Source organism: Stenotrophomonas sp. PFBMAA-4, from assembly GCF_030053215.1.
Lineage (GTDB): Bacteria > Pseudomonadota > Gammaproteobacteria > Xanthomonadales > Xanthomonadaceae > Stenotrophomonas.
Map to the genome: position 1 here is coordinate 14601 of NZ_JASGBW010000042.1, position 21545 is coordinate 36145.

Annotated in this window: 19 protein-coding genes; 8 read left to right on the forward strand and 11 right to left on the reverse strand. The window is 69.7% G+C overall.

Annotated elements, in window-relative coordinates; all coding sequences use genetic code 11:
• Positions 1 to 77 precede the first annotated feature (77 nt).
• The 3 genes from QMZ26_RS19525 (at position 78) to QMZ26_RS19535 (ending at position 2082) form a co-directional block, all read left to right on the forward strand.
• Complete coding sequence (locus QMZ26_RS19525) at positions 78 to 284, forward strand: cold-shock protein (protein WP_005410590.1); 207 nt, start codon at positions 78 to 80, stop codon at positions 282 to 284.
• Positions 285 to 366: 82 nt separating this feature from the next.
• Entirely contained in the window at positions 367 to 1635 is a 1269-nt protein-coding gene (locus tag QMZ26_RS19530; RefSeq protein ID WP_283222418.1) for an NAD(P)/FAD-dependent oxidoreductase, read from the forward strand.
• 177 nt (positions 1636 to 1812) lie between these two features.
• Positions 1813 to 2082, forward strand: coding sequence for a hypothetical protein (locus QMZ26_RS19535; protein ID WP_200733903.1), 270 nt, complete (start codon positions 1813 to 1815; stop codon positions 2080 to 2082).
• Positions 2083 to 2109: 27 nt separating this feature from the next.
• Here the strand turns inward: QMZ26_RS19535 and pdeM are convergent, their stop codons facing one another.
• From pdeM to QMZ26_RS19555, 4 genes are read right to left on the reverse strand one after another with little or no spacing between them, the layout of a single operon-like run.
• Positions 2110 to 2751: a ligase-associated DNA damage response endonuclease PdeM gene (pdeM, locus tag QMZ26_RS19540; protein ID WP_108747152.1), complete on the reverse strand. Its 642-nt coding sequence runs from the start codon at positions 2749 to 2751 to the stop codon at positions 2110 to 2112.
• Positions 2741 to 5200 carry a ligase-associated DNA damage response DEXH box helicase gene (locus QMZ26_RS19545; protein WP_283222419.1) on the reverse strand — a complete coding sequence of 820 codons (2460 nt, stop codon included), beginning with the start codon at positions 5198 to 5200 and terminating at the stop codon, positions 2741 to 2743. Before QMZ26_RS19545 ends, pdeM begins: the two co-directional genes overlap by 11 nt.
• Positions 5197 to 6804, reverse strand: a complete 1608-nt coding sequence (locus QMZ26_RS19550; protein WP_283222420.1) for an ATP-dependent DNA ligase — start codon at positions 6802 to 6804, stop codon at positions 5197 to 5199. The genes QMZ26_RS19545 and QMZ26_RS19550 overlap by 4 nt, the downstream gene beginning before the upstream one ends.
• A complete protein-coding gene (locus QMZ26_RS19555) occupies positions 6801 to 7799 on the reverse strand; it encodes a ligase-associated DNA damage response exonuclease (protein ID WP_283222421.1) in 999 nt (332 codons plus the stop codon). Before QMZ26_RS19555 ends, QMZ26_RS19550 begins: the two co-directional genes overlap by 4 nt.
• Before the next feature lie 113 nt (positions 7800 to 7912).
• Between QMZ26_RS19555 and QMZ26_RS19560 the strand changes: the two genes are divergently transcribed.
• Positions 7913 to 9553 carry an acyl-CoA dehydrogenase family protein gene (locus tag QMZ26_RS19560; RefSeq protein WP_283222422.1) on the forward strand — a complete coding sequence of 547 codons (1641 nt, stop codon included), beginning with the start codon at positions 7913 to 7915 and terminating at the stop codon, positions 9551 to 9553.
• 189 nt (positions 9554 to 9742) lie between these two features.
• Here the strand turns inward: QMZ26_RS19560 and QMZ26_RS19565 are convergent, their stop codons facing one another.
• The 3 genes from QMZ26_RS19565 to QMZ26_RS19575 form a co-directional block, all read right to left on the reverse strand.
• Entirely contained in the window at positions 9743 to 10153 is a 411-nt protein-coding gene (locus QMZ26_RS19565; protein ID WP_200733898.1) for a hypothetical protein, read from the reverse strand.
• 151 nt (positions 10154 to 10304) lie between these two features.
• Positions 10305 to 10646, reverse strand: a complete 342-nt coding sequence (locus QMZ26_RS19570) for a hypothetical protein (RefSeq protein ID WP_200733897.1) — start codon at positions 10644 to 10646, stop codon at positions 10305 to 10307.
• Between the two features lie 122 nt (positions 10647 to 10768).
• On the reverse strand, positions 10769 to 11944 hold the full coding sequence (locus QMZ26_RS19575; protein WP_200733896.1) for an acetyl-CoA C-acyltransferase: 1176 nt from the start codon (positions 11942 to 11944) through the stop codon (positions 10769 to 10771).
• A gap of 182 nt (positions 11945 to 12126) precedes the next feature.
• On the opposite strand from QMZ26_RS19575, the gene QMZ26_RS19580 reads away from it, so the two are divergent.
• On the forward strand, positions 12127 to 14982 hold the full coding sequence (locus QMZ26_RS19580) for an autotransporter serine protease (protein WP_283222423.1): 2856 nt from the start codon (positions 12127 to 12129) through the stop codon (positions 14980 to 14982).
• Between the two features lie 61 nt (positions 14983 to 15043).
• On the opposite strand, the gene QMZ26_RS19585 is transcribed toward QMZ26_RS19580, so the two are convergent.
• Positions 15044 to 16141 carry a Glu/Leu/Phe/Val dehydrogenase dimerization domain-containing protein gene (locus QMZ26_RS19585; RefSeq protein ID WP_079222727.1) on the reverse strand — a complete coding sequence of 366 codons (1098 nt, stop codon included), beginning with the start codon at positions 16139 to 16141 and terminating at the stop codon, positions 15044 to 15046.
• A 274-nt stretch (positions 16142 to 16415) separates the two neighbouring features.
• Here QMZ26_RS19585 and QMZ26_RS19590 point away from each other — a divergent pair, with 274 nt between their 5' ends.
• Complete coding sequence (locus QMZ26_RS19590) at positions 16416 to 17495, forward strand: HDOD domain-containing protein (RefSeq protein WP_283222424.1); 1080 nt, start codon at positions 16416 to 16418, stop codon at positions 17493 to 17495.
• A 3-nt stretch (positions 17496 to 17498) separates the two neighbouring features.
• Here the strand turns inward: QMZ26_RS19590 and QMZ26_RS19595 are convergent, their stop codons facing one another.
• From QMZ26_RS19595 to QMZ26_RS19605, 3 genes are read right to left on the reverse strand one after another with little or no spacing between them, the layout of a single operon-like run.
• On the reverse strand, positions 17499 to 19067 hold the full coding sequence (locus QMZ26_RS19595; protein ID WP_283222425.1) for a phospholipase D family protein: 1569 nt from the start codon (positions 19065 to 19067) through the stop codon (positions 17499 to 17501).
• 49 nt (positions 19068 to 19116) lie between these two features.
• Complete coding sequence (locus tag QMZ26_RS19600; protein ID WP_079222724.1) at positions 19117 to 19815, reverse strand: RNA pseudouridine synthase; 699 nt, start codon at positions 19813 to 19815, stop codon at positions 19117 to 19119.
• 47 nt (positions 19816 to 19862) lie between these two features.
• Entirely contained in the window at positions 19863 to 20363 is a 501-nt protein-coding gene (locus QMZ26_RS19605; protein ID WP_079222723.1) for a M48 family metallopeptidase, read from the reverse strand.
• Between the two features lie 62 nt (positions 20364 to 20425).
• On the opposite strand from QMZ26_RS19605, the gene QMZ26_RS19610 reads away from it, so the two are divergent.
• Both QMZ26_RS19610 and QMZ26_RS19615 read left to right on the forward strand, forming a co-directional pair.
• Entirely contained in the window at positions 20426 to 20983 is a 558-nt protein-coding gene (locus QMZ26_RS19610; RefSeq protein ID WP_200733892.1) for a DUF2058 domain-containing protein, read from the forward strand.
• 106 nt (positions 20984 to 21089) lie between these two features.
• Complete coding sequence (locus QMZ26_RS19615; RefSeq protein WP_079225322.1) at positions 21090 to 21356, forward strand: DksA/TraR family C4-type zinc finger protein; 267 nt, start codon at positions 21090 to 21092, stop codon at positions 21354 to 21356.
• Positions 21357 to 21545: the final 189 nt, after the last annotated feature.

Here is a 21545-nt window from a genome sequence, read left to right on the forward strand (position 1 = left end):
CGGGCAAGCTTTGCATACTCAGCCGGTACGCGGGTTCAGCGTACACCACCCATTCATTGCAAAGGTCTCGCATTAACATGCCGAACGGTACCGTCAAGTGGTTCAACGACGCCAAGGGATTTGGCTTCATCTCGCCGGAGGATGGCAGCGCCGACGTGTTCGCGCACTTCTCCGCCATCAACTCCAAGGGCTTCCGCAGCCTGCAGGAAGGCCAGCGTGTCACCTATGACGTGACCCAGGGCCCGAAGGGTGCGCAGGCTTCGAACATCACGCCGGCCGAGTGATCCACTCGACAGTGCGTTGAAAACCCCGCTACGGCGGGGTTTTTTTTTGCGCACGGCATCGGCTGGCGGGCACAATGCGGGCATGACGGAACGACTGCGCATCGCCGTGATCGGCTACGGCACCGCCGGCCAGGCATTGGCCATCCTGCTCACCCGCGATGGCCACGAGGTGGAGATCTTCGAACGGGTGCCGACGCCGGGGCCGGTGGGTGCCGGCTTCCTGCTGCAACCCAGCGGCCTGCAGGTGCTGTGGCAGATGGGCCTGCTGGACGAGGTGCGCGCGCATGCGGCACCGGTGCGTCGGCTGTATGGCGATACGCCGTGCGAGCGCGCGGTGATGGACATGGGCTATGCCGGGCTGGATGCGCGCCTGCATGGCCTGGGCATGCAGCGCGGGGCGCTGTTCTCGCTGCTGGACCAGGCCCGCGCCGGCGAAGGCCAGCTGCATGTCGGCACCACCATTGTTTCGGTGGATGCCGTGCAGGGGCGGCTGCGTGACAGCGAGGGGCGCCAGCACGGGCCATTCGACCTGGTGGTGGCCGCCGATGGTGCTGCGTCCACGCTGCGCGGCGGCGTCGAGGAAGGTATCGGCCTGGACCGGGTCTACCCGTGGGGCGCGCTGTGGTGCCTGCTGCCCGCGGAAGACTGGCCGCATGCGAACGAGCTTCGCCAGCGCTACGTGGCCGCGCGCAAGATGATCGGCCTGCTGCCGGTTGGCACCCGCCCGGGTGACGGCACGCCGCGCCTGAGTTTCTTCTGGAGCCTGCCGCGTGCCGACTTCGAGCGCTGGCAGGCCGATGGCATGGCCCCATGGCTGGAGGAACTGCATGCGCTGTGGCCGCAGGCCAGTGCGCGCTTCGCCCACCTGCAGGAGCCGGGCCAGCTGGCACGTGCGGTCTACCGCGATGCGGTGATGAAGCGCTGGCACCAGGACCGGCTGGTGCTGGCCGGCGATGCCGCCCATGCCATGAGCCCGCAGCTGGGGCAGGGCGTGAACATGGCGCTGCTGGATGCGCTGGCCCTGCGCGATGCGCTGCGCACGCACGGTGGCGGTGCGTTCGCGCTGCAGGCCTACCAGGCGCAGCGCCGTGCGCACGTGGCGGTCTACCAGCGCTGGAGCCGCTGGCTGACGCCGTTGTTCCAGTCCGAGCGCGATGTATGGGCCAAGGCGCGCGATGTGCTGCTCGGGCCGATGGGTCGCATGCCCGGTGGCCGTGCCCACATGCTGCGCGTGCTCAGCGGCACCCAGCACGGCTGGTTCGGTGCGATGGCGCTGGATCCGGCCTTCATCGAGGCGCTTTCACAGGCGCCGGCGAGCCCGCCGGTGGGCGCGATTCCGCTGCGTGCGTGAACCGCGCCGTCACGGCAATTAACGAACATATCACCCTGGATATGCGAGAAGAGGGGAGCACGCCATTGGCGCGTCGCCCGTTTTCCTTTCCGTGATCGAACATCGCGCGTGGCCGGGCGGCACCGCCGTCGCGGCCTGTTGCGGCCCGGATGCGCCGCAGTATTCGAGGAGGATGCCATGTTGTTCGCGGTCGATGAGCTGGAATCGGAAATCTGCAAGCTGAGGGGCCTGCTGCAGATGCTGCACGAGGACCAGCCCGACGTCCTGGAAGATGTGTTCGAGTTCCATGTGGGCAGCCTGATCAGCCATTCGGCACCGGCGCACCACGCGCGCATCCGTACCTGCGCGCGGGAAATGCTGGTCGCCATCCAGGCCTTGCCACGCCGCAGCACCGAGCGCAGCGCTGATTTCCGGGTGATGCCGGAACTGCTCGCGCGACCGGCCTGACCGGAGCGCCGTTGCACCCGCCCGTCCTCAACGCACGGGCAGCGGGACCAGTTGGTCTTCCACGCAGGCGATCCACTGTTCGCCGCGTTGCCGCGCTGGCACCACGCCGGCGGTGAATGCCGAGAACGCCGGCAGCACCGTCTGTGCCTGCCGCAGCCAGAAGGCAGGAAAGCGCCGCCGCAGTGCGGGCAGGGCCACCTGTGGATGCACGTGGCCGGCAATCACATGGGCCTGCGCATCCTGCCGCGGCTCGTGACAGAGCAGGAACGGTCCCAGCCGCAGGTCATCGTGGATCTGCACCTGCAGTGCCGCGTGCGGCAGTTGGCGGTCATGGTTGCCGCGCACCACGTGTACGTCCAGCGCGGCGTGCTGCTCGCGCCAGCCCAGCCATTGCCGGTGCCATGCCGCGCGGTGCGCCGGCCCGTGCAGGATGTCGCCGAGGATCCACAGTTCGCGGCACGCCTGCTGCTGTACCAGCGCCTGCAGGCGCTGCAGGTCGTCTTCGGTGCCACCGCTGGGCAGGGCGATGCCGGCGCGTCGGAACACGTCGGCCTTGCCCAGGTGCAGGTCGGCGATCAGCAACGCCTGTCGTGCCGGCCACCACAACGCGCGCGGGCCGAGCAGGCACATCGGCTCACCGCCCAGCTGCACCGGCAGTTCAGTGGCCATGGCGGCGCTCCAGCTGCTGTGCCGCGCGCTGCACGCGCGTGCGCCAGTCCTCGTTGCTGAACTGTCCGCGCAGGCGCTCGGCCCACAATGGGAAACCCAGCGGTGTCAGCGTGGGCGGCCGCTGCAGTGACACTGCCTGCGTAGCGATGCGCTGCAACGCCTGCTGCAGGCCGGGCAGGTCGAGTGCATCGGTGAGGACTTCCTGTTCGGCCTGGGCCAGCAGCAGGTGGCCGGGATCATGTTCGCGCAGCACATCGTAGAGCAGGCCCGCCGAGGCCTGCAGCTGGCGCAGTGAACGCGGCACGCCGCCGGGCAGGCTCGGCACCAGCAGGCCGGCCACGCGCGCGATGCCGCGGAACTGACGTCGTGCCAGCTCGCCCAGGTTCACTGCTGCGCGCAGATCGTCGAGCAGACCGGCCGGATCGAACAGCGCCTGCCATGCCGCTGCATCGAGGTCGATGGTTTCCGCCGGTGCCAGCACCAAGCCATGGTCGTTGACCGCATAGCCGATGCTGTTGCGTTGCTGGCGCGTGCAGCGCAGCGACAGCAATGCTGCCAGCGCCTCGTGCACGTGGCGGCCGGCGAAGGGATAGACGAACAGGAACTGGCCTTCGCGACGGCGCACATCTTCCAGCAGCAGCCGCGACGGTGCGGGTCGTTCCGAGAGCGATGCCTGCAGGCCAAGCAGCGGCGCCAGCCAGCGCGCCTCGGCACTGGCATCGGCACCGGACAGCACCGCTTCAAGTTCGCGGCCCAGCGCCATCGACAGCGGCAGCTGGCCGCCCTGCCAGCGCGGCACCACGCCACTGCCGCTGCCACGCGCCAGGCGCACGTACGCGGTCATGTCGCGCAGTTGAACCAGCTCCAGCAGGCGGCCGGCAAACTGGAAGCGGTCACCGCGGCGCAGGCGGCTGGCGAACTGCTCTTCCACCGCGCCAAGGCCGCCGCCACGCAGGAACTGCACGCGCACGCTGCCATCGCTGCTGATGGTGCCGATCGACAGGCGGTGGCGCAGCGCCTGGCGGCGATCATGCATGCGGTACCGGCCATCGTCGTCCAGCACCACCTTGCGGTACTCGGGGTACTGCGCGAGGGCGCGCCCGCCCTGCACGATGAACTCGAGCACGGCCTGCCACTGCGCGTCCTGCAGCGCGGCGAAGGCATCCGTGCGGCGCACCTGCGCGAGCAGGGCATCGGCCTGGAAGCCACCCGCCAGTGCGCGGCTGACCGCATGCTGGGCCAGGACATCCAGCGACAGCCTGGGCGGCGTGCGCGGTTCGGTGATGCCCTCGCGCAGCGCCCGGCGCACGGCTGCGTACTCGGCCAGCTCCAGCGCGTGGGTGGGCACGCACAGCACGCTGCCGCTCGCGCCGGGCCGATGCCGTGCGCGTCCTGCGCGCTGGCGCAGGCGGGCCACGCCCTTGGGGCTGCCCAGCTGCAGCACCTGGTCCACTTCGGGGAAATCCACGCCCAGGTCCAGGCTGGACGTGGCCACCACGCAGCGCAGCGTGCCGGCACGCAGGCCGTCTTCCACCTGCTGGCGAAGGGTGGGATCGAGCGAGCCGTGGTGCAGGGCCAGCGTCTGCGCATCTTCCGGCCAGACTGCGGCAAGCGCCTGGTGCCACAGCTCGGCCTGCGCGCGCGTGTTGGTGAACAGCAGGCTGCTGCGCGCGCCCATCAGCGCATCGAGCACGCGCGACAACTGGCCCAGGCCGAGGTGCCCGGCCCACGGGAAGCGTTCGCCGCTGGAAGGCAGCAGGCTGCTGATCGCCACCGGTCGCTGCCGTGCACCTTCCACCTGCACCGCGTCGGGCATCCCCGGCAGCAGCACATCGCGTGCCTGCTGCAGGTTGCCCAGCGTTGCCGACAGGCCCCACAGCTGCAGTGCCGGCGCAGTCTCGCGCAGCAGCGCGAGGTTCAACTGCAGCAGCACGCCGCGCTTGTTGCCCATCAGTTCGTGCCACTCGTCCACCACCACGCAGCGCAGCTGGCGCATGCGTTCCAGTGTGTCGGGGTAGCTCAGCAGCAGGGCCAGCGATTCGGGCGTGGTGACCAGCACGTCGATGCGGCCTTCGCGGGCGAGGCGGCGGTCGCGGCTGCTGGCATCGCCACTGCGCAGGCCGACCTTCCAGCCCAGCCCGAGGCCCTCGATGGGCGCCTGCAGGGCGCGGGCGGTGTCGCTGGCCAGCGCCCGCAGCGGCGTCACCCACAGCACCTGCAGCGGGCGCACGGCGTTTGCCCGCGGCGGCGCAGGCGGCGGATCGATCATGGCCTGCAGCAGCGGGCCACCGAACATCGCCAGGGTCTTGCCGCTGCCGGTGGGGGTGTGCAGCAGGCCTGAGCTGCCCGCCAGGTAATGGCGCCACATCGCGCGCTGGAACGGCAGCGGTTTCCAGCCACGGTGTTCGAACCAGGCCTGCAGCCGCTGCAGCGCGTCGCCACGCTTCATCGCGCCAGTGCCTGCAGGGTCGCCAGCTGGTCCGCTTCGCTGGCCGGCTTGTCGTGGCGCCAGCGCAGGATGCGCGGGAAGCGCACGGCAATGCCGGACTTGTGCCGCGTGCTGCGGTTGACCGCCTCGAAGCCCAGCTCGAACACCTGCTCGCCGCGCACGCTGCGCACCGGCCCGAAGCGTTCGCGGGTATTGGCACGGATCCAGCGGTCCAGCGCCAGGATCTCCTTGTCGTCCAGCCCGGAATAAGCCTTGGCCACCGGCACCAGGGTGTCGCCGTCCCAGACGCCGAAGGTGTAATCGGTATACAGCGTGCTGCGCCGCCCGTGGCCGGCCTGCGCGTACAGCAGCACGGCATCGATGGTCAGCGGTTCGACCTTCCACTTCCACCAGTCGCCGCGGCGGCGCCCGGCCTGGTAGATCGAATCACGGCGCTTGAGCATCAGTCCTTCCACGCCGCGCTCGCGCGCGCCTTCGCGCAGCTGCGCGGCGTGCGTCCAGTCGTCGGCGCGCACGTCGGGCGACAGCTGGATGCGCGTATCGCCGAGCGCGCCAACCAGTTCGGCCAGCTGTGCGCGCCGCTGCCGCAGCGGCTGTTCGCGCAGATCCTGGCCATCGCGTTCCAGCAGGTCGTAGGCGAGCACGCGCACCGGCGTGTTGCGCAGCGTTGCCGCACCGGGCTTGCGGCGCTGGATGCGCGTCTGCAGCGCGGTGAATGCGCGCGGCGCATCGTCGGCCTCATCCCACGCCAGCAATTCGCCATCGATCACGCAGCCATCGGGGAGCGCCGCTGCAGCCTGTTCGATCTCGGGGAAGCGCCCATCCAGCCGCTCCTCGCCGCGCGACCACAGCGCCACTTCGCCCTGGCGGCGCAGCAGCTGCAGGCGGATGCCATCCCACTTCCATTCCAGCAGCCAGTCCTCGATCGCGCCCAGGCGTTCGCCCGGTTCGCCTTCCAGCGGTGACGCCAGGAAGAACGGATAGGGCTGCTGGCGGTCCAGCGGCAACTCCTCCGGCGACAGCAGCTGCGCCAGCAGGCCGGGCGAGGGCACCCACTCGCCGAGCATGCGCTGGGCGATGCGGGCGATGTCCAGCCCCGACCATTCGGCCAGGGCCTGCTGTACTAGCCGCTGCGATACGCCCACGCGCAGCGCGCCGGTCAGCAGCTTGTTGAACACCAGCCGCTCGCGGGCGGGCAGCTGCCGCCAGCCGGCCACCACGGCGGCGCGACGCACGTCCTCGGGCTGGTTGGCCACGGCCAGCAGATGCTGTTCGATCCAGTCGGCCAGCGGGCGGTCGGGCGCGCGCTGCGCGGGATCATCCAGCAGCAGGGTCAGCGTTTCGGCGAGGTCGCCCACCTGCGTGTAGCTGTCCTCGACCAGCCATGGCGGCAGCCCCGATTCCCCGCTCACCCACGCGCGCAGTTCGCCACTGGCAGCGATCTTCCTGCGTGCGCCACCGACCTTGCCGCCACTGAGCAGGTACAGCGCCCAGGCCGCATCGTGCGCGTTGGCGTGGGCGAAGTAGTCGACCAGCGCCGCACGCTTGTCCAGCGTGGCCGTGCTGCGGTCCAGCCGCTGGTAGAGCGCGGCGAAGGCCTTCATTCCTCGCTCCCGAAATCGGTACGGAAGGCCTCGGCGGCCACGCCGCGTTCGCGCAGGAAGGGAATCAGTGCATCGGTGTTGCCATGGGTGGCGATCACCCGGGTCGCGCCGGTCTGTTCGATGGTCTGCAGCAGGGCGGGCCAGTCGGCGTGGTCGGACACCACGAAACCGCGATCGACGTTGCGCCGACGGCGGTTGCCGCGCAGCTGCATCCAGCCCGAGGCGAAACCGAGCTGGTGCCGGCCGAAGCGGCGCAGCCAGGGCGTGCCGGCGGCCGACGGCGGGGCGATGATCAGTTTGCCGGCGGCATCCGGCTGGCGGCCCTGTTCGGCCACCGTCAGTGTTTCCAGCATGGGGATGCCCGCCTCGCGGTACACCGCCACGCCGTTGGCAACCGCACCGTGCAGCCAGGCGGGCGTGTCATCCAGCGCGAGCAGTTCGCCCAGCACCCGCTGCGCCTTGCCCAGCGAATAGCACAGCAGCACGGCGGCTTCCCCGCGTTGCCCGCATTCGCGGCGCCACGCCACGATCTCGGCGGCTACCTCGGTGGTATCGGGCCAGCGGTAGATCGGCAGGGCGAAGGTCGCTTCGGTGATGAACGTATCGCACGGCACCACCTCGAACGGCGCACAGGTGGGGTCGGGCTGGCGCTTGTAGTCGCCCGAGGCGACCCAGACCTGGCGGCCATCGTCGATGCGCACCTGCGAGGAACCCAGCACGTGGCCGGCCGGATGCAGCGACACCTGCACCCGGCCCAGGGTGAACGGTTGGCCTTCGGCGTGCACCTGCAGCGGCACGTCGCCCAGCCGCCAGCGCAGGATCGGCGCACTGCCCGGGCTGCAGTGGTACTCGCCCATGCCGGGCCGCGCGTGGTCGCCATGGCCGTGGGTGATGACCGCGCGCGGCACCGGCCGCCACGGGTCGATGTGGAAATCGCCCGCGGCGCAGTAAAGCCCTTCGGGGCGAAGCACCACCAGATCGTCGTTGACTGCCATGCCTGCACTGTCGCGCGATGCTCGTGCACGGGGCGAGAACCGGCCTGAACGCGGGGTTGCCGGGCGATGCTGCACAATCGGCGCGCAGCCCTCTCGCCGGCAGGATGGAACCGATGAACGGACCGAGCTTCAGCAGCAGCGCGCCCTTTGAAACCCATGTGGTGCTCAACCAGCCGCCGCCGTTTGCGGGCCGCCATCTATGGACCGACGACGTGGCCCTGGCCGAGGCGGTGCAGCGCGAAGGCGGTGCCGCGTTCGCGCCACGGCTGGGCGTGTATGGCGCGCTGGCGGGCAACCAGCTCTACCAGCTGGGCTTTGATGCCAACCGTGACCGGCCACGGCTGCGCACGCACGATGCGCAGGGCCATCGCATCGACACGGTGGAGTTCCACCCGGCGTACCACCAGCTGATGCACGCCGCCAAGCAGCATGGCGTGGCCGGACTGTCATGGCACGAGCCGCAGCCCGGCGCGCACGTCGCGCGGGCGGCGTTGAGCTACCTGCACCACCAGGCCGAAGCGGGCACCAGCTGCCCGCTGACCATGACCCACGCCGCGGTGGCTGTGTTGCAGTCGCAGCCGCACCTGGCCGAGTGGGCGCGCAAGGCGGCCTCACCGGTCTACGACGCGCGCGACGTCCCGGTGGCCGACAAGGCCGGCATCACCCTGGGCATGGGCATGACCGAGAAACAGGGCGGCTCGGACGTGCGCGCCAACAGCACGCGCGCCGAGCCCATCGACGGCGAGCGCTACCGCCTGGTCGGCCACAAGTGGTTCTTCTCGGCGCCGATGTCCGATGGCTTCCTGGTGCTGGCGCAGGCGCCGGGTGGGCTGACCTGCCTGCTGATGCCGCGGCGGCTGGCCGATGGTGATCGCAACGCCTTCCACCTGATGCGGCTGAAGGACAAGCTGGGCGACTGGTCCAATGCGTCCAGCGAGGTGGAGTTCTGTGGCGCGCAGGCCTGGCGCGTGGGCGAGGAGGGCAGGGGCGTGGCCACCATCATCGGCATGGTGATGATGACCCGGCTGGACTGCATGCTGGGCGCAGCCGCGGAAATGCGCATGGCGCTGGCGCAGGCCCTGCACCATGCACGCCACCGGCGCACCTTCGGCAAGCCGCTGGTGGAGCACGCGCTGATGGGCAACGTACTGGCCGACCTGGCGCTGGAATCGGAGGCGGCCACGGTGCTGGCGATGCGTATCGCACGCGCGGTCGATCGTGCCGGCAGCGATCCGCAGGAGGCCGCGCTGGCGCGGCTGGGCACGGCGCTGGGCAAATACTGGGTGTGCAAGCGCGCGGCTGCGTTCGTCAACGAGGCGCAGGAATGCCTGGGCGGTGCCGGTTATGTGGAAGAGTCGATGCTGCCGCGGTTGTACCGGCAGGCGCCGCTGAATTCGATCTGGGAGGGCAGCGGCAACGTGCAGTGCCTGGACGTGCTGCGCGCGCTGGGGCGCGAGCCGGACGCGATGCGGGCGCTGCGCGCGGAGCTGGAAGCGGTGGCCGATCGCGACACAGGTTATGCGGCCGCGCTGCAGCGCTGGGCGTCGGCACCGGCGCCGGATGAATCGCAGGCGCGGCTGTTCTGCGAGCGCACGGTACTGCTGCTGCAGGCGGCGCTGCTGCTGCGGGCGCGCAGCCCGATGGCCGGGGTGTTCGTGCGCAGCCGGCTGCAGGGCGAGCATGGGTTGGTGTTCGGGACGCTGCCGGCCGGGGTGGATGTGGGTGCGATGATGGCGCGGGCATTGCCGCAGTAGGTGGCCAACGGCGGAGCCCCTCGCGCGGCCCCGGACGGTTTCCGGGCGCGTCCACCACGGAATCAACTGAAGAGCAGAAAGCAGAAAAGCCGAGGCAGTGCCGCGGCTTTTCCTGTAGAGCCGAGCCCATGCTCGGCTGGCGGTAGCGCCCGGTAGCGCCGGGCCATGCCCGGCGAGCGCAGCGGCACGTCAGTGCTTGGCTTCTTCCTTGGCGGCGTTGGCCCGGGCGTCGGCGGCGACGTCGCTGGCCTTGTCGGCGACCTTCTGCGCGGCCGTGGCGGTGGCATCGCTGGCGTGGGCGGCGGCATCGGTGGCAGCGGCCTTGGCCTGGTCGGCAGCGTTGGCGGTGGCGTCGGCAGCATTGTCCAGCGCCCGCTGGGTGTCGGCGGCGGCGTGCTCGGACGCCTCGGCCGTCTTGTCGGCGGCGTCGCGGGTTGCGGCGGCGGCCTTGTCCACGGCTTCGCGTGCGGCGGCGCCGGCGCTGTCGGCAGCCTGTGCGGCGTCCTGCCTGGCCTGCTCGGCCTCGGGGCCCTTGCAGGCGGCCAGTGCCAGCAGCAGGGAGGCGGCCAGCAGGGTGGTGGTCAGCGGACGGGTCTTCATGGCGGGCTCCAGTGCTGCAATGGATGGGGACGCCAGCCTATTCATGCCTTCGTGAAGGCGCGGTGGTGATAGGTGCAGCACTGCAGCAGGCAAAGAAAAAGCCGCTGGCGAACCAGCGGCTTTTTCCAGAACAGCGTGAAGAAAGAAGTTATTACTTCTTGGCTTCTTCAGCAGCGTCCTTGGCCTGCTCGGCGGTGCCTTCAGCAGCCTTGGCAGCGTCCTTGGCCTGCTCAGCAGCAGCGTCGGTGGCAGCAGCGCCAGCCTGGGCAGCAGCGTCGGTCGAAGCGTCGGCAGCGGTGGCGGCGGTGTCAGCGGCCTGCTGGGCAGCGTCGGCGGTCTGGGCGCCAGCAGCGGCGGCCTGGTCGGCAGCAGCCTGGGCCTCGGTGGCGGCTTCGTTGGCCGAAGCAGCGGCGTCCTGGGCAGCTTCCTGCTTCGAGCAGGCGGCCAGGGCCAGGGCCAGGGACATAGCGACCAGCAGCTTGTTGATGCTCATTGTGTGAATCCTCGTCGTTGAATTAGGCAACGCGCAACTGCGCGCCGACAACATGATGACAAGCCACGTTTGGCTGTCAAGCGATCCCGCATTCATTTTTGCGAAATCAGCGTTAATCCCTTTCAGATCAATTCGATGGCGATAGCCGTTGCTTCGCCGCCACCGATGCAGAGCGTGGCAATGCCGCGCTTGCCGCCGTGCGTGCGCAAGGCGTTGACCAGGGTCACCACCAGGCGCGCACCGGAGGCACCGATCGGATGGCCCAGTGCGCAGGCACCGCCATTCACGTTGATCTTCGCATGCGGGATGCCCAGCTCACGCATCGGCGCCATGGCGACAACGGCGAAGGCTTCGTTGATCTCGAACAGGTCCACCTGGTCGAGCGTCCAGCCGGTCTTCTGCAGCAGGGTGTGGATCGCGCCGATCGGGGCGGTGGTGAACCACTCCGGCTCCTGCGAATGGGTGGCATGGCCGACGATGCGCGCCAGCGGGGTGATGCCGCGCGCAGCGGCGTCTTCCTCGGCCAGCAGGACCACGGCGGCGGCGCCGTCGGAAATGCTGGAGGAGCTGGCGGCGGTGACGCTGCCGTCCTTCTTGAATGCGGGGCGCAGGGTCGGGATCTTGGCGATGTCCGAGCGGCCCGGCTGCTCGTCGGTGGCGAACTCGACCTCACCCTTGCGGGTGGCGACCTTCACCGCGACGATCTCGCCGGCGAAGGCACCGTTGGCCTGTGCGGCCTGGGCACGGCGCACCGATTCGATGGCGTAGGCGTCCTGTTCCTCGCGGGTGAACTGGTACTTGTCCACCGCGCATTCGGCGAACTCACCCATGGCCTTGCCGTCGTAGGCGTTGACCAGGCCATCGTGGGCCATGTGGTCCACCGCCTGGAAGTTGCCGAAGCGGTTGCCGGTGCGTGAATTGGGCAGCATGTGCGGGGCGTTGGACATCGACTCCATGCCGCCGGCCACCACCACCTTGGCCGAACCGGCCTTGATCAGGTCATGGCCGAGCATGATGGTCTTCATGCCTGAGCCGCACACCTTGTTCAGCGTGGTGGCACCGGCCGACAGCGGGATGCCCGCAGCGATGGCGGCCTGGCGGGCCGGCGCCTGGCCGAGGTTGGCCGGCAGCACGCAGCCCATCAGGACTTCGGAGACGTCGCTGGCCGGAACCCCGGACTGCTCAAGGGCGGCGGCGATGGCAGCCGCGCCGAGGGTCGGGGTGGGCACGCCGTTGAACTGGCCGAGGAAGGAGCCGATGGCGGTGCGCTTGGCGGCGGCGATGACGATGTTGGACATGGCAATCTCGTTGATGCGTGAGCAATGTTCGGAAAGGAGACGGCGGCTGTTGGATGCAGCGCTGTTTCCCGGCAGACTGCGTGGGGGTCGGCCCAAGTATAGAGGGTCGGCGATGGCTGCCGCTGGGCAGCCCTTGATGCCTGCAGGGACGGCAGCAGGCCAACGTTCATGGGATGGAATCGATGGAACGCACGACGATGGCAAGGTCGATCCTGGGATCGGCACTGGTGGTGGCGTTGACGGCATGTGGCGGCGGAGGTGGCGGCGGCAACGTGCGCGTCGATCCTCCACCGACCACGCCCCCCACCACGCCGCCGACGACACCGCCGACGACACCGCCACCGGCCACGCCGGCCGAACCGGCCATCAACGCGCACCTGTCCATCACCCAGGCCGACGCGGCGCGCAGCGCGGGGCTGGACGGCAGCGGCGTGCGCATCGGCATCGTCGATTCGGGCGTGCAGCGCAACCATCCCACCCTGAGCGGACGGGTGCTGGCCAACTACAGCTACGTCGATCCGCGCAGCAACAACCTCAACAACGATGACGTGGTCGGCCACGGTACGGCGGTTGCCGAGCTGGCGGCGGGCAAGGCGTTCGGTTCGTGGCCCGGTGGCATCGCGCCGAATGCGCAGATCGTCTCGGCCCGGATCATTTCCGACACGCGCCCCACCGACGATGGCACGGGCAATGGCAACGAGGTCGATGGTGCGCTTGGACTGGCCGGGGTCCACCAGGACCTGATCAACCAGGGCGTGAAGGTCATGAACAACTCGTGGGGCGGGTTGTACTGGACCAACGCCGCCGCCACCGCCCCCATCGCCGCCGAGTACCGTCCCTTCATCATCAACAACAACGGCCTGGTGGTGTTTGCCACCGGCAATGAAGCCAAGGCTGATCCGTCCGACATGGCGGCGCTGCCCAGCCAGGCGGGCCCGGGCAACTCGCGCCCGGCAGCCGACCTGGAGCGCGGCTGGCTGGCGGTGACCGCCGTCGATTCCACCGATCCCAGCAAGCGCGCCAGCTATGCCAATGCCTGCGGCGTGGCCGCCAGCTACTGCCTGGCCGCACCGGGCGCGGCGATCTTCGTCAATCCGGAGTACCCGACCGGCTCCGCGCTGCTGTGGAACTACGGCACTTCGTTCGCCGCGCCGCTGGTATCCGGTGCGGCGGCGCTGGTGTGGCAGAAATACCCGTACTTCAGCAACGACCTGGTGCGGCAGACCCTGCTGGGCACCGCCACCGACCTCGGTGCGCCCGGCGTGGACAGCGTCTTCGGCTATGGCCTGCTGAACATCGCCAAGGCCATCAACGGCCCGGCGAAGTTCGACTGGGGCAATGCCACGGTCAACGTCTCGCAGACCGGCCTTGATTCGGTCTGGAGCAACGACATCAGCGGCAGCGGCGGGCTGGTCAAGCAGGGCGTCGGCGCGCTGGGCCTGTCGGGCACCAATACCTACACCGGCGATACCCGCATCGAGCAGGGCACGCTGGCGCTGCGCGACGGTGCGTCGATCACCTCCAATGTGGTCGTGGTGCCGCAGGCCGGTGTTCCCGAGGCCGCCGCGCTGCAGTTCATGACCGGCACCAGCCGGATCAAGGGCAACGTCGACAACGGCGCCACCGTCATCCTGCGCAACGCCAACACCACGGCCACCATCGAGGGCAATTACCTGCATCGCGCGGGCGCGCGGCTGAGCATCTCGCTGGGTTCCAACCCGCTGGAGATCACCGGCACGGCCACCCTGCAGGGCGGTGACGTGCACGTGGCCAGCATCATCAGCGGCTACGTGGCCGCCGATGGCCGCACCCAGACCGTGCTGCATGCCGGCCAGGGTGTCACCGGCAGGTTCGACGGGGTCAGCAACAGCCTGCCGCAGGGCACCCTGCTGCAGAGCTCGCTGAATTACGGCAGCGACAACGTGGTGCTGGTCACCGACCGCATCAACGTGACCCAGGCCGCCAGCCTGGCGCGCGCGTCGGATGCGGCGCTGGCTTCGGCACTGCGCGTGGAGTCGGCGTTCGAACGCCTCGATCTTGGCGCCGGCTCGTCCTCCTTCGCCGACGGTGCCGCCGCGCTGCAGCGCGTGGACGGCAACCAGGCCCTGCAGGCCAGCCTGGACAGCCTGTCGGGCAAGGCGCATGCGCTGGCCGCGGCGGCCACTTTCGACAGCATCGACCTGGGCCGTCGCGCGTTGTCAGCCCGCTTCGGCCAGGTGCAGGCCGCGCCGCGGCTGGGCGGTTCGTGGCAGAACGCGCTGGGCGATGCCGGCCAGGGCAGCTTCTCGGCCAGCGGCACCGACACCCGTGGCTGGATGATGGGCCAGGACGTGGCGATGGGCGGCAACGGCGTGCTGGGCTTTGCCTTCGGCGAACTGCGCAGCTACAGCAACAGCAGCTGGGGCAGTGATCGCGGGCGTGACCGGCAATCGCAGGCGCAGCTGTACGCCGGCTGGAGCAGCGGTGGCGCCTACGCACTGGGGCAGGTCGGCGCCGGCCAGTTCACCCGCCAGATCGACCGCCAGCTGCTGCTGGGGGCCGGCCAGTACGGCGTCAATGCGCGCTATGGCGGCAGCTTCAGCATGGCCAGCGTGGAGACCGGTTACCGCTTCGGCTCGGCCCGCGCCGCGCTGACACCGTACGTGGGCGCCGACTACGCGCGCGTGGACAACGATCGCTTCAGCGAACAGGGCGGGCTGGGCTTCGGCCTGCGCACGCAGGGCGGTATCAGCAGCCGCAGCCAGGCACTGGCCGGCGTGCGCGCCGAACGGCAATGGCGTGGCTGGTCGCTGCGCGGTTATGCCGAATGGCAGCAGCTGCTGTCCAGCCAAGGCCTGGATGCGGACGCGAGCTTCGTCGGCGTCGATGCGTGGGCACCGATGGCCGGCCTGCAGCCGACCCGATCCGGTGGCCTGTTCGGCGTGTCGGTGGAATCGTGGTTGAGCCGCAACACGCGGCTGGCGTTCGGCTACGACCAGCGCTTCGGGCCGCGCGGCGATCTGCGCCAGGTGGCGCTGCGCTACAGCGCCGCTTTCTGATCAGGAAATGCAGGTAGTGCCGGCCGCTGGCCGGCATTCCCTGTTCCTGTCACCGGGCGTATCAACCGCCGCGCAGGTTGCCCAGGCGCGGAGTGCTGCGGCCCAGCGGCATCTTCAGCTTGCCGATCGACAGGATGCGCGCTTCGGCGATGCGGTCGGCGGCGCGCTGCGGTGCGATGTTCTCGCGCTGCGACAGCTCGAAGATGCGCGTGAGGTTGTGGTAGATGCTGCGGATCAGGCGCATCGCGCGTTCGCGGTTGTAGCCGTCGATCTCCAGCGAAACGTTCATCACGCCGCCGGCATTGACCGCATAGTCCGGCGCATAGAGGATGCCGCGCGCATGCAGTTCATCGCCGATCTCCAGGCTGGAGAGCTGGTTGTTGGCGGTGCCGCAGATGATCTTGGCCTTGATGCGCGGCAGGGTGTCGGCGTTGATGGCGCTTTCCAGCGCGCACGGTGCGAACACGTCGGCGTTGACCTCGTGGATCTCGTCCGGCTTGACCGCCTCGGCGCCGAAATCGCTGACCGCGCGATCGACCAGGCTGCTGTCCAGGTCGGTCACGTACAGCTTGGCGCCGCGGTCGCGCAGCAGCTTCACCAGTTCCATGCCGATGTGGCCCAGGCCCTGCACGGCAATGCTGGTCTTGCCCACTTCCTCGTGGCCGAACTTGAAGCGCAGTGACGCCATCAGCGCCTGCAGCGCGCCATAGGCGGTGAACGGGGCCGGGTCGCCCGAGCCGCCGTGGACCTGGTGAACGCCGGTCACGAACTGGCTTTCCAGGTAGATGTTTTCCATGTCGTTGACGTCGGTGCCAACGTCCTCGGCGGTGATGTAGCGACCGCCCAGCGAATCGACATAGCGGCCGAAGGCGCGGAACAGCACCTCGGTCTTGTCCACCTTCGGGTCACCGATGATGACGGCCTTGCCGCCACCGACGTTGAGGCCGGCCAGTGCATTCTTGTAGGTCATCGTCCGGCTCAGCCGCAGCACGTCGGCCAGCGCCTCGTCGGTGCTGGCGTAGGGGCGCATGCGCACGCCGCCCAGGGCCGGGCCCAGGGTGGTGTTGTGGATGGCGATGATCGCCTTCAGGCCGGCATCCTGGTTGTGGCAGAACACAACCTGTTCGTGGCCGGTGGTGGCGAGGGTTTCGAATAGCATGGCGTCTCCGATGGCGCGATCAGCGGCGAACTGCAGCGAACTGCCAATGAACGGTAGGGTCCCAAAACAAAAAAAGCGACGTCGTCATGGCTGGGGGACGGGTCGCGCGGCGCCATTCTAGTCCATTCCCCCGGCATCTGCCGTGCAGATGAGAGCGGTCCGGGTTAAAGAAGATGAAAGTGCGGCCGATGCAGCGACGACGGCAGGTGGCCGATGTGAAGAACGCGCAGGGGCAGTCAGTGGCAGCAGCAGTGCAACGACAGGGCCGACCCGGATGAGGCCGGCCTGGTGGCAAACGCTGGTGGAATGGGTGTCCCGGCGGGCTGGCACGGACCCGGTGCGGCTGGCCACGGCACCGCGGCAGGCCGTGGCCGCCGTTGCGGCAAGCCTGCAGGGCGAGGCGCTGCAGCCGGCGGAGATTGCCGCCCACCTGCAGCGCGGCCTGCATGCGCTGGCGCTGTACCCGCACCTGGTGGGCGAGCTGCCTGAAGGGCAGCCCTCGGCACTGGCCGACGCGGTGGACCGCGCCCTGCAGGACCGCGACTGGGCGACCCGGCAGCTGCCGCGGCGCCCGCAGCTGTTGCCGCAGCTGATCCAGACCGTCAACGACGAAGTGGCCTCGGCCCGGGTGATGGCCGCGATCATCGGCCAGGACCCGGTGCTGACCGGCAACCTGCTGCGCATCGCCAACAGCCCGGCCTACAAAGTGCACGAACGGCCGGTGGACAGCCTGCAGCGGGCGGTGACCCTGGTCGGCACCGAGGGCGTGCGGCAGATCATCAGTGCCGTGCTGGTGCAGCCGGTCATGCAGGTGCAGTGCGAGGTGTTCCCGCAGTTCAGCGCGATCATCTGGGAGCACGCGCTGCTGGCCTCGCGCGCGGCTGCCGACCATGCGCGCACGGTCACCTTCGGCGATGCCTTCGCCGCGCAGTGGCTGGGCCTGGTGCAGGGCCTGGGCGCGGCCCTGGTGATGCGCCAGCTGCTGCAGGAAGCGCAGGCACGTGGCGAGACGGTCGCACCGGAGGTGGTGCTGGACCTGCTGCAGCGCTGGTCGCTGCCGCTGGCCCAGCGCGTGGCCGCAGCCTGGGACCTGCCCGAACCGGTGCACCAGGCGCTGGCGGCCGATGCCCAGGGCCCGCTGGCCGACAGCCTGCGCCTGGGCAGCGCGGCGGCTGCCGCCAGCCTGCTGTGCCGGCACGGCCACGGCCCCCAGGCGCGCATGCTCGCGCTGCTGGAGCAGCTGCCGTCGGCACCGGCGCACGCCCTGCGCTGGATCTGGCGGCGCCTGCACGGGCGCAACGTGGAAACCCTCGACGAGGCCATGCATGACGCGCACGGCGAGGCCGGGGCATGAGCGCTACAGCTGCGATTCCACCGGCAACCAGCTGATCACGCGGGCGGTCAGGCGCGCGCCCAGGGTGCTGCCGGGCTCGCGGCCCACCCAGTGCGGCGGTGGCTGCCGCTCCAGCCAGCGCAGGTCATCGTCCGGCCCGAGCGCAAGCCACCAGCTGTGCAGCGGGTCGGCCAGGCGCAGGTATTCCTCGCGCAGCCGCGCACCCAGCACCGGGTCATCGAACAGCACGCCCATTTCGGTGTTGAGGTAGGCCGAACGAGGGTCGAGGTTGAATGAACCGACGAAGCCGCGGCGGTCGTCGATGACGAAGGCCTTGGTGTGCAGGCTGGCACCACTGCTGCCGAACAGGCTGGATTCGCCCGGCTCGCCGTGCGCCTTCAGTTCGTACAGCTGCACGCCGGCCTTCAGCAGCGGTGCCCGATAGCCCATGTAGCCGCCGTGTACCGCCGCGACGTCGGTGGCGGCCAGCGAATTGGTCACCACGCCGACCTGGGCGCCGCGCGCGGCCATCGCCGACAGGCCCTGCAGGCCATCGCGACCGGGCACGAAGTAGGGCGATACCAGCAGCGCGGTATGGCGGGTGGACTGCAGCTCCTCGACCAGCGCGCTGACCAGCCAGCCATCGCGCGCATCGTCGCGATGCTTCATCGGCGGGTCGGACAGGATGCGCACGCTCGCGCTCCAGTGCAGCGGGTCCGGGCCCGGCTGGCGCTGCGCACGCGACGCCTTGACCCGTTGCAGGTAGGGTTGCGCCCGGGCGTGCAGCGCATCGCGGTCGGACTGGCGCAGCAGGGCGCGCAGCTGCGCATCGGTGTAGCTGGCCAGCGCGCCGATGGGAATGGCCGCAGCACTGTTCCAGTAGTCGTCGAAGATGCGGTTGGCCTGTTCCACCGCAGGCCCGGCCACCACCAGGTCCAGGTCCTGGAAGTTGACGTCGTTGCGCGCGCTGAAATATTCCTCGCCGATGTTGCGGCCGCCGACGATCGCCACGCGGCCGTCGGCGATCCAGCTCTTGTTGTGCATGCGGTGGTTGACGCTGAAGGCGCGCTGGATCATTTCCAGCGTCCGCGCGATGCCGCTGCGGTTGCGGAACGGGTTGTACAGGCGGATCTCGATGTTGGGGTGCGCATCGAGCGCCATCATCAGCGCGTCCTTGTCCTTGGCATTCATGTCATCCAGCAGGATGCGCACGCGCACGCCGCGTTCGGCCGCGTCGTACAGCGCCTTGGCCATCAGGTGGCCCACCAGGTCGTCGTGCCAGATGTAGTACTGCAGGTCCAGGCTGCGCCCGGCCTGTTCGGTGATCTTCGCGCGCGCAGCGAATGCATCCATGCCATCGCTGAGGAACGCCACGCCCGATTGCCCGGGCCGCGCGTCCTGTTCGGGCGCCAGCTGGCGATCGATGGCGGTCTGCGCCGGCTGCAGCGGCAGCACGTGCGAGACGGGCCCCCGCGCCTGCGGCGTCAGGTGGTCGGCCAGCAGCAGGCCGGACAGCACCAGCACCAGCAGGGCGGCGATGATGAGTGCGACGACACGCGGCACGCGTCGCCACACGGGTTTGCGCAGGCTCATGCCATCGATGGTAGATCCACGCCCCGCGTGGATGCCACCACCGCGGGAATCAGAACCGCTCGTCGCTGCCCAGGTAACGCCACTGCGCCGGCGGCAGCGGTCCCAGGGCCACGCGGCCGATGCGCAGGCGGCGAACCGCGGCAACCTGCAGGCCGGCGTTGCCGACCGCCGTCCGCAGGCCCTTGGCGGTCAGGCCCTTGCCGGCAAAACGCAGGCGCTGCTCGTTCTGCCAGCTGACCTTGGCGCCGCCGGATTCGTGCTGCAGCCGGGCCATCAGCCAGGGGCCGCGCTCCGGGCCACCGTCGGCCACTTCCACCAGGTACTCCTGCTCGGTGCGGCCCAGGTTGCGCTGCAGGTGGGCGAGGGTGGCCGGGTCCTGGCTGACCACCACCAGGCCACTGTCGGCGGCCGGCAGCGATGCCGCCAGCTGCAGCCCGTGGAAATGACGCTGCAGCGGGCGGATGTCGCTGGCATCGAGCTCGCTGCGGGTGGCGCTGCTGACCAGCGCGCACAGCGTCTCGGCGGCGACGCCGGCCGGCTTGTGCAGCAGCATGGTGACCCGCTCGGCCTTGCTGTCTTCGGCCTGTTCGGCCATCACGATCACGGCGCTCTCATCGACCGGGCGCTGCGGCTGCTCCACCACCTCGCCGTTGACCGTCACCCAGCCACCTTCGATGTAGCGGCGCGCTTCGCCGCGCGGGATCCCGAGCAGGGCGGACAGGCGTTTGTCGAGGCGGGTCGGTTCCATGGCGGGCAGGTCGGTCAGGGGGCGCGCAGTGTAGCTGCTGCGGCCGGTCAGCGCTGGCTGCGGTTGGCCAGCTCGGTCAGGTACAGGCGGGTATCGAACTCCAGCTGCAGGTAGTCCGGCTCCATGTGCTGGCACAGCTGGTAGAAGGCCTTGTTGTGGTCGGCTTCCTTCAGGTGGGCCAGTTCATGCACCACGATCATGCGCAGGAAGGCCGCCGGCGCCTGGCGGAACACGGTGGCGATGCGGATCTCGCGGCTGGCCTTGAGGCGGCTGCCATGCACGCGGGAAATGGCGGTGTGGGTGCCCAGCGCATGCTTGATGACCTCCAGCGTGTTGTCGTAGCAGACCTTGTTGAGCGGTACCGATTTGCGCAGGTAACGGTCCTTCAGGTCCTGGGTGTAGTCGTACAGCTGGCGGTCGCTGCGCACCTCGTGCGGGTCGGGGTAGCGCTGCTGCAGCCAGGGGCCGAGCTTGCCCTGGGCCAGCAGTTCGCTGACCTGGGCGACCAGGGGTTCGGGATAGCCGGTGAGGTACTTCAGGACTGCCATGCAGGGGCGGCGGGGCGTCGGTAGAATGGGGCATCCAAGATTACACGCGGTACGCAACGACCATGGCAAAGCCCAACGCGCTGCAGGAACAATTGCTCAAGGCCGGCCTGGCCAAGAAGTCGCAGGCCAGCGCCGCCGCGAGCGCGCAGGCCAAGGCCCGGCAGGGCAAGGCCGAATCGACCTCGGCCGAGGTCCAGCGGGAAGCTGAACGCGCCCGCGCCGAGAAGGTCGAGCGCGACCGCGCGCTGGCCGCCGAGCGCAATGCCCAGGCCAAGCTGCTTGAACAGAAGGCGCAGGCGAAGCAGATCATCACGGCCCATGCCGTGCCCCACAAGGGCGACGACGAATACCGCTTCAGCGACGGCGGAGCGATCCGCACCCTGCTGATCGACCCCAAGCTGCGCAAGGCGCTGTCGGTGGGCGTGCTGGTCATCGTTGCCCAGGGCGAGGGCTACGCGGTGCTGCCGCGTGCCGCCGCCGAGAAGGTGCGCGAGCGTGCCCCGGAGGCGATCATCGTCGACCACGGCCAGCCGGGCTCGACCGCGGAGATTTCCACCGGCAACGCCGAGGACGACGCCTACTACGCCCAGTTCCAGGTGCCGGACGACCTGGTCTGGTAAGGCGCGGCTGAACCAACGGGTACGACCGCCGGGCACGGCCCGGCGCGACCGTTTGCGGCGGGATGGATCGTCCCCATATCAGGCGACACACCTGCGGAGGATGGCCATGGCCACCGGTTGGGCGGGAGACGGCGCGGTCCAGGACCAGATCGACGCCACCGTCGACGATGCGATTGCCCGCGCGCGGCGCCAGCTGCGCGAAGGCCCGGGTCTGGAACACTGCGAGGAATGCGACGCGCCGATTCCGTTGGCGCGGCGCCAGGCCGTGCCCGGGGTGCGGCTGTGCGTGGCCTGCCAGCAGGCGCTGGACGACGAGGAGCAGGCGCATGCCGGCTACAACCGGCGTGGCAGCAAGGACAGCCAGTTGAGGTAGGGGGTTTTATTGCAGGGCTGCGCCCTGCACCTGCCGAAGCCAGAGCCAGAGCCAGAGCCAGAGCAACGTCAAAAGCCTGCATTCCGTGGGATGGCGGGGCGGTGTGGGTGGGCAGGACACGCCGTAAACCCCCCTCCGGGGTCCGGCCCAGCCGCTGGCGGCTGTGCGTTCGGGCGCTTGCGAAGCAGT

Coding starts and splice junctions, on each gene's coding strand:
- QMZ26_RS19525 (WP_005410590.1), top strand. CDS start 78: ATGCCGAACGGTACCGTCAAGTGGTTCAACGACGCCAAGGGATTTGGC.
- QMZ26_RS19530 (WP_283222418.1), top strand. CDS start 367: ATGACGGAACGACTGCGCATCGCCGTGATCGGCTACGGCACCGCCGGC.
- QMZ26_RS19535 (WP_200733903.1), top strand. CDS start 1,813: ATGTTGTTCGCGGTCGATGAGCTGGAATCGGAAATCTGCAAGCTGAGG.
- pdeM (WP_108747152.1), bottom strand. CDS start 2,751: ATGGCCACTGAACTGCCGGTGCAGCTGGGCGGTGAGCCGATGTGCCTG.
- QMZ26_RS19545 (WP_283222419.1), bottom strand. CDS start 5,200: ATGAAGCGTGGCGACGCGCTGCAGCGGCTGCAGGCCTGGTTCGAACAC.
- QMZ26_RS19550 (WP_283222420.1), bottom strand. CDS start 6,804: ATGAAGGCCTTCGCCGCGCTCTACCAGCGGCTGGACCGCAGCACGGCC.
- QMZ26_RS19555 (WP_283222421.1), bottom strand. CDS start 7,799: ATGGCAGTCAACGACGATCTGGTGGTGCTTCGCCCCGAAGGGCTTTAC.
- QMZ26_RS19560 (WP_283222422.1), top strand. CDS start 7,913: ATGAACGGACCGAGCTTCAGCAGCAGCGCGCCCTTTGAAACCCATGTG.
- QMZ26_RS19565 (WP_200733898.1), bottom strand. CDS start 10,153: ATGAAGACCCGTCCGCTGACCACCACCCTGCTGGCCGCCTCCCTGCTG.
- QMZ26_RS19570 (WP_200733897.1), bottom strand. CDS start 10,646: ATGAGCATCAACAAGCTGCTGGTCGCTATGTCCCTGGCCCTGGCCCTG.
- QMZ26_RS19575 (WP_200733896.1), bottom strand. CDS start 11,944: ATGTCCAACATCGTCATCGCCGCCGCCAAGCGCACCGCCATCGGCTCC.
- QMZ26_RS19580 (WP_283222423.1), top strand. CDS start 12,127: ATGGAACGCACGACGATGGCAAGGTCGATCCTGGGATCGGCACTGGTG.
- QMZ26_RS19585 (WP_079222727.1), bottom strand. CDS start 16,141: ATGCTATTCGAAACCCTCGCCACCACCGGCCACGAACAGGTTGTGTTC.
- QMZ26_RS19590 (WP_283222424.1), top strand. CDS start 16,416: ATGAGGCCGGCCTGGTGGCAAACGCTGGTGGAATGGGTGTCCCGGCGG.
- QMZ26_RS19595 (WP_283222425.1), bottom strand. CDS start 19,067: ATGAGCCTGCGCAAACCCGTGTGGCGACGCGTGCCGCGTGTCGTCGCA.
- QMZ26_RS19600 (WP_079222724.1), bottom strand. CDS start 19,815: ATGGAACCGACCCGCCTCGACAAACGCCTGTCCGCCCTGCTCGGGATC.
- QMZ26_RS19605 (WP_079222723.1), bottom strand. CDS start 20,363: ATGGCAGTCCTGAAGTACCTCACCGGCTATCCCGAACCCCTGGTCGCC.
- QMZ26_RS19610 (WP_200733892.1), top strand. CDS start 20,426: ATGGCAAAGCCCAACGCGCTGCAGGAACAATTGCTCAAGGCCGGCCTG.
- QMZ26_RS19615 (WP_079225322.1), top strand. CDS start 21,090: ATGGCCACCGGTTGGGCGGGAGACGGCGCGGTCCAGGACCAGATCGAC.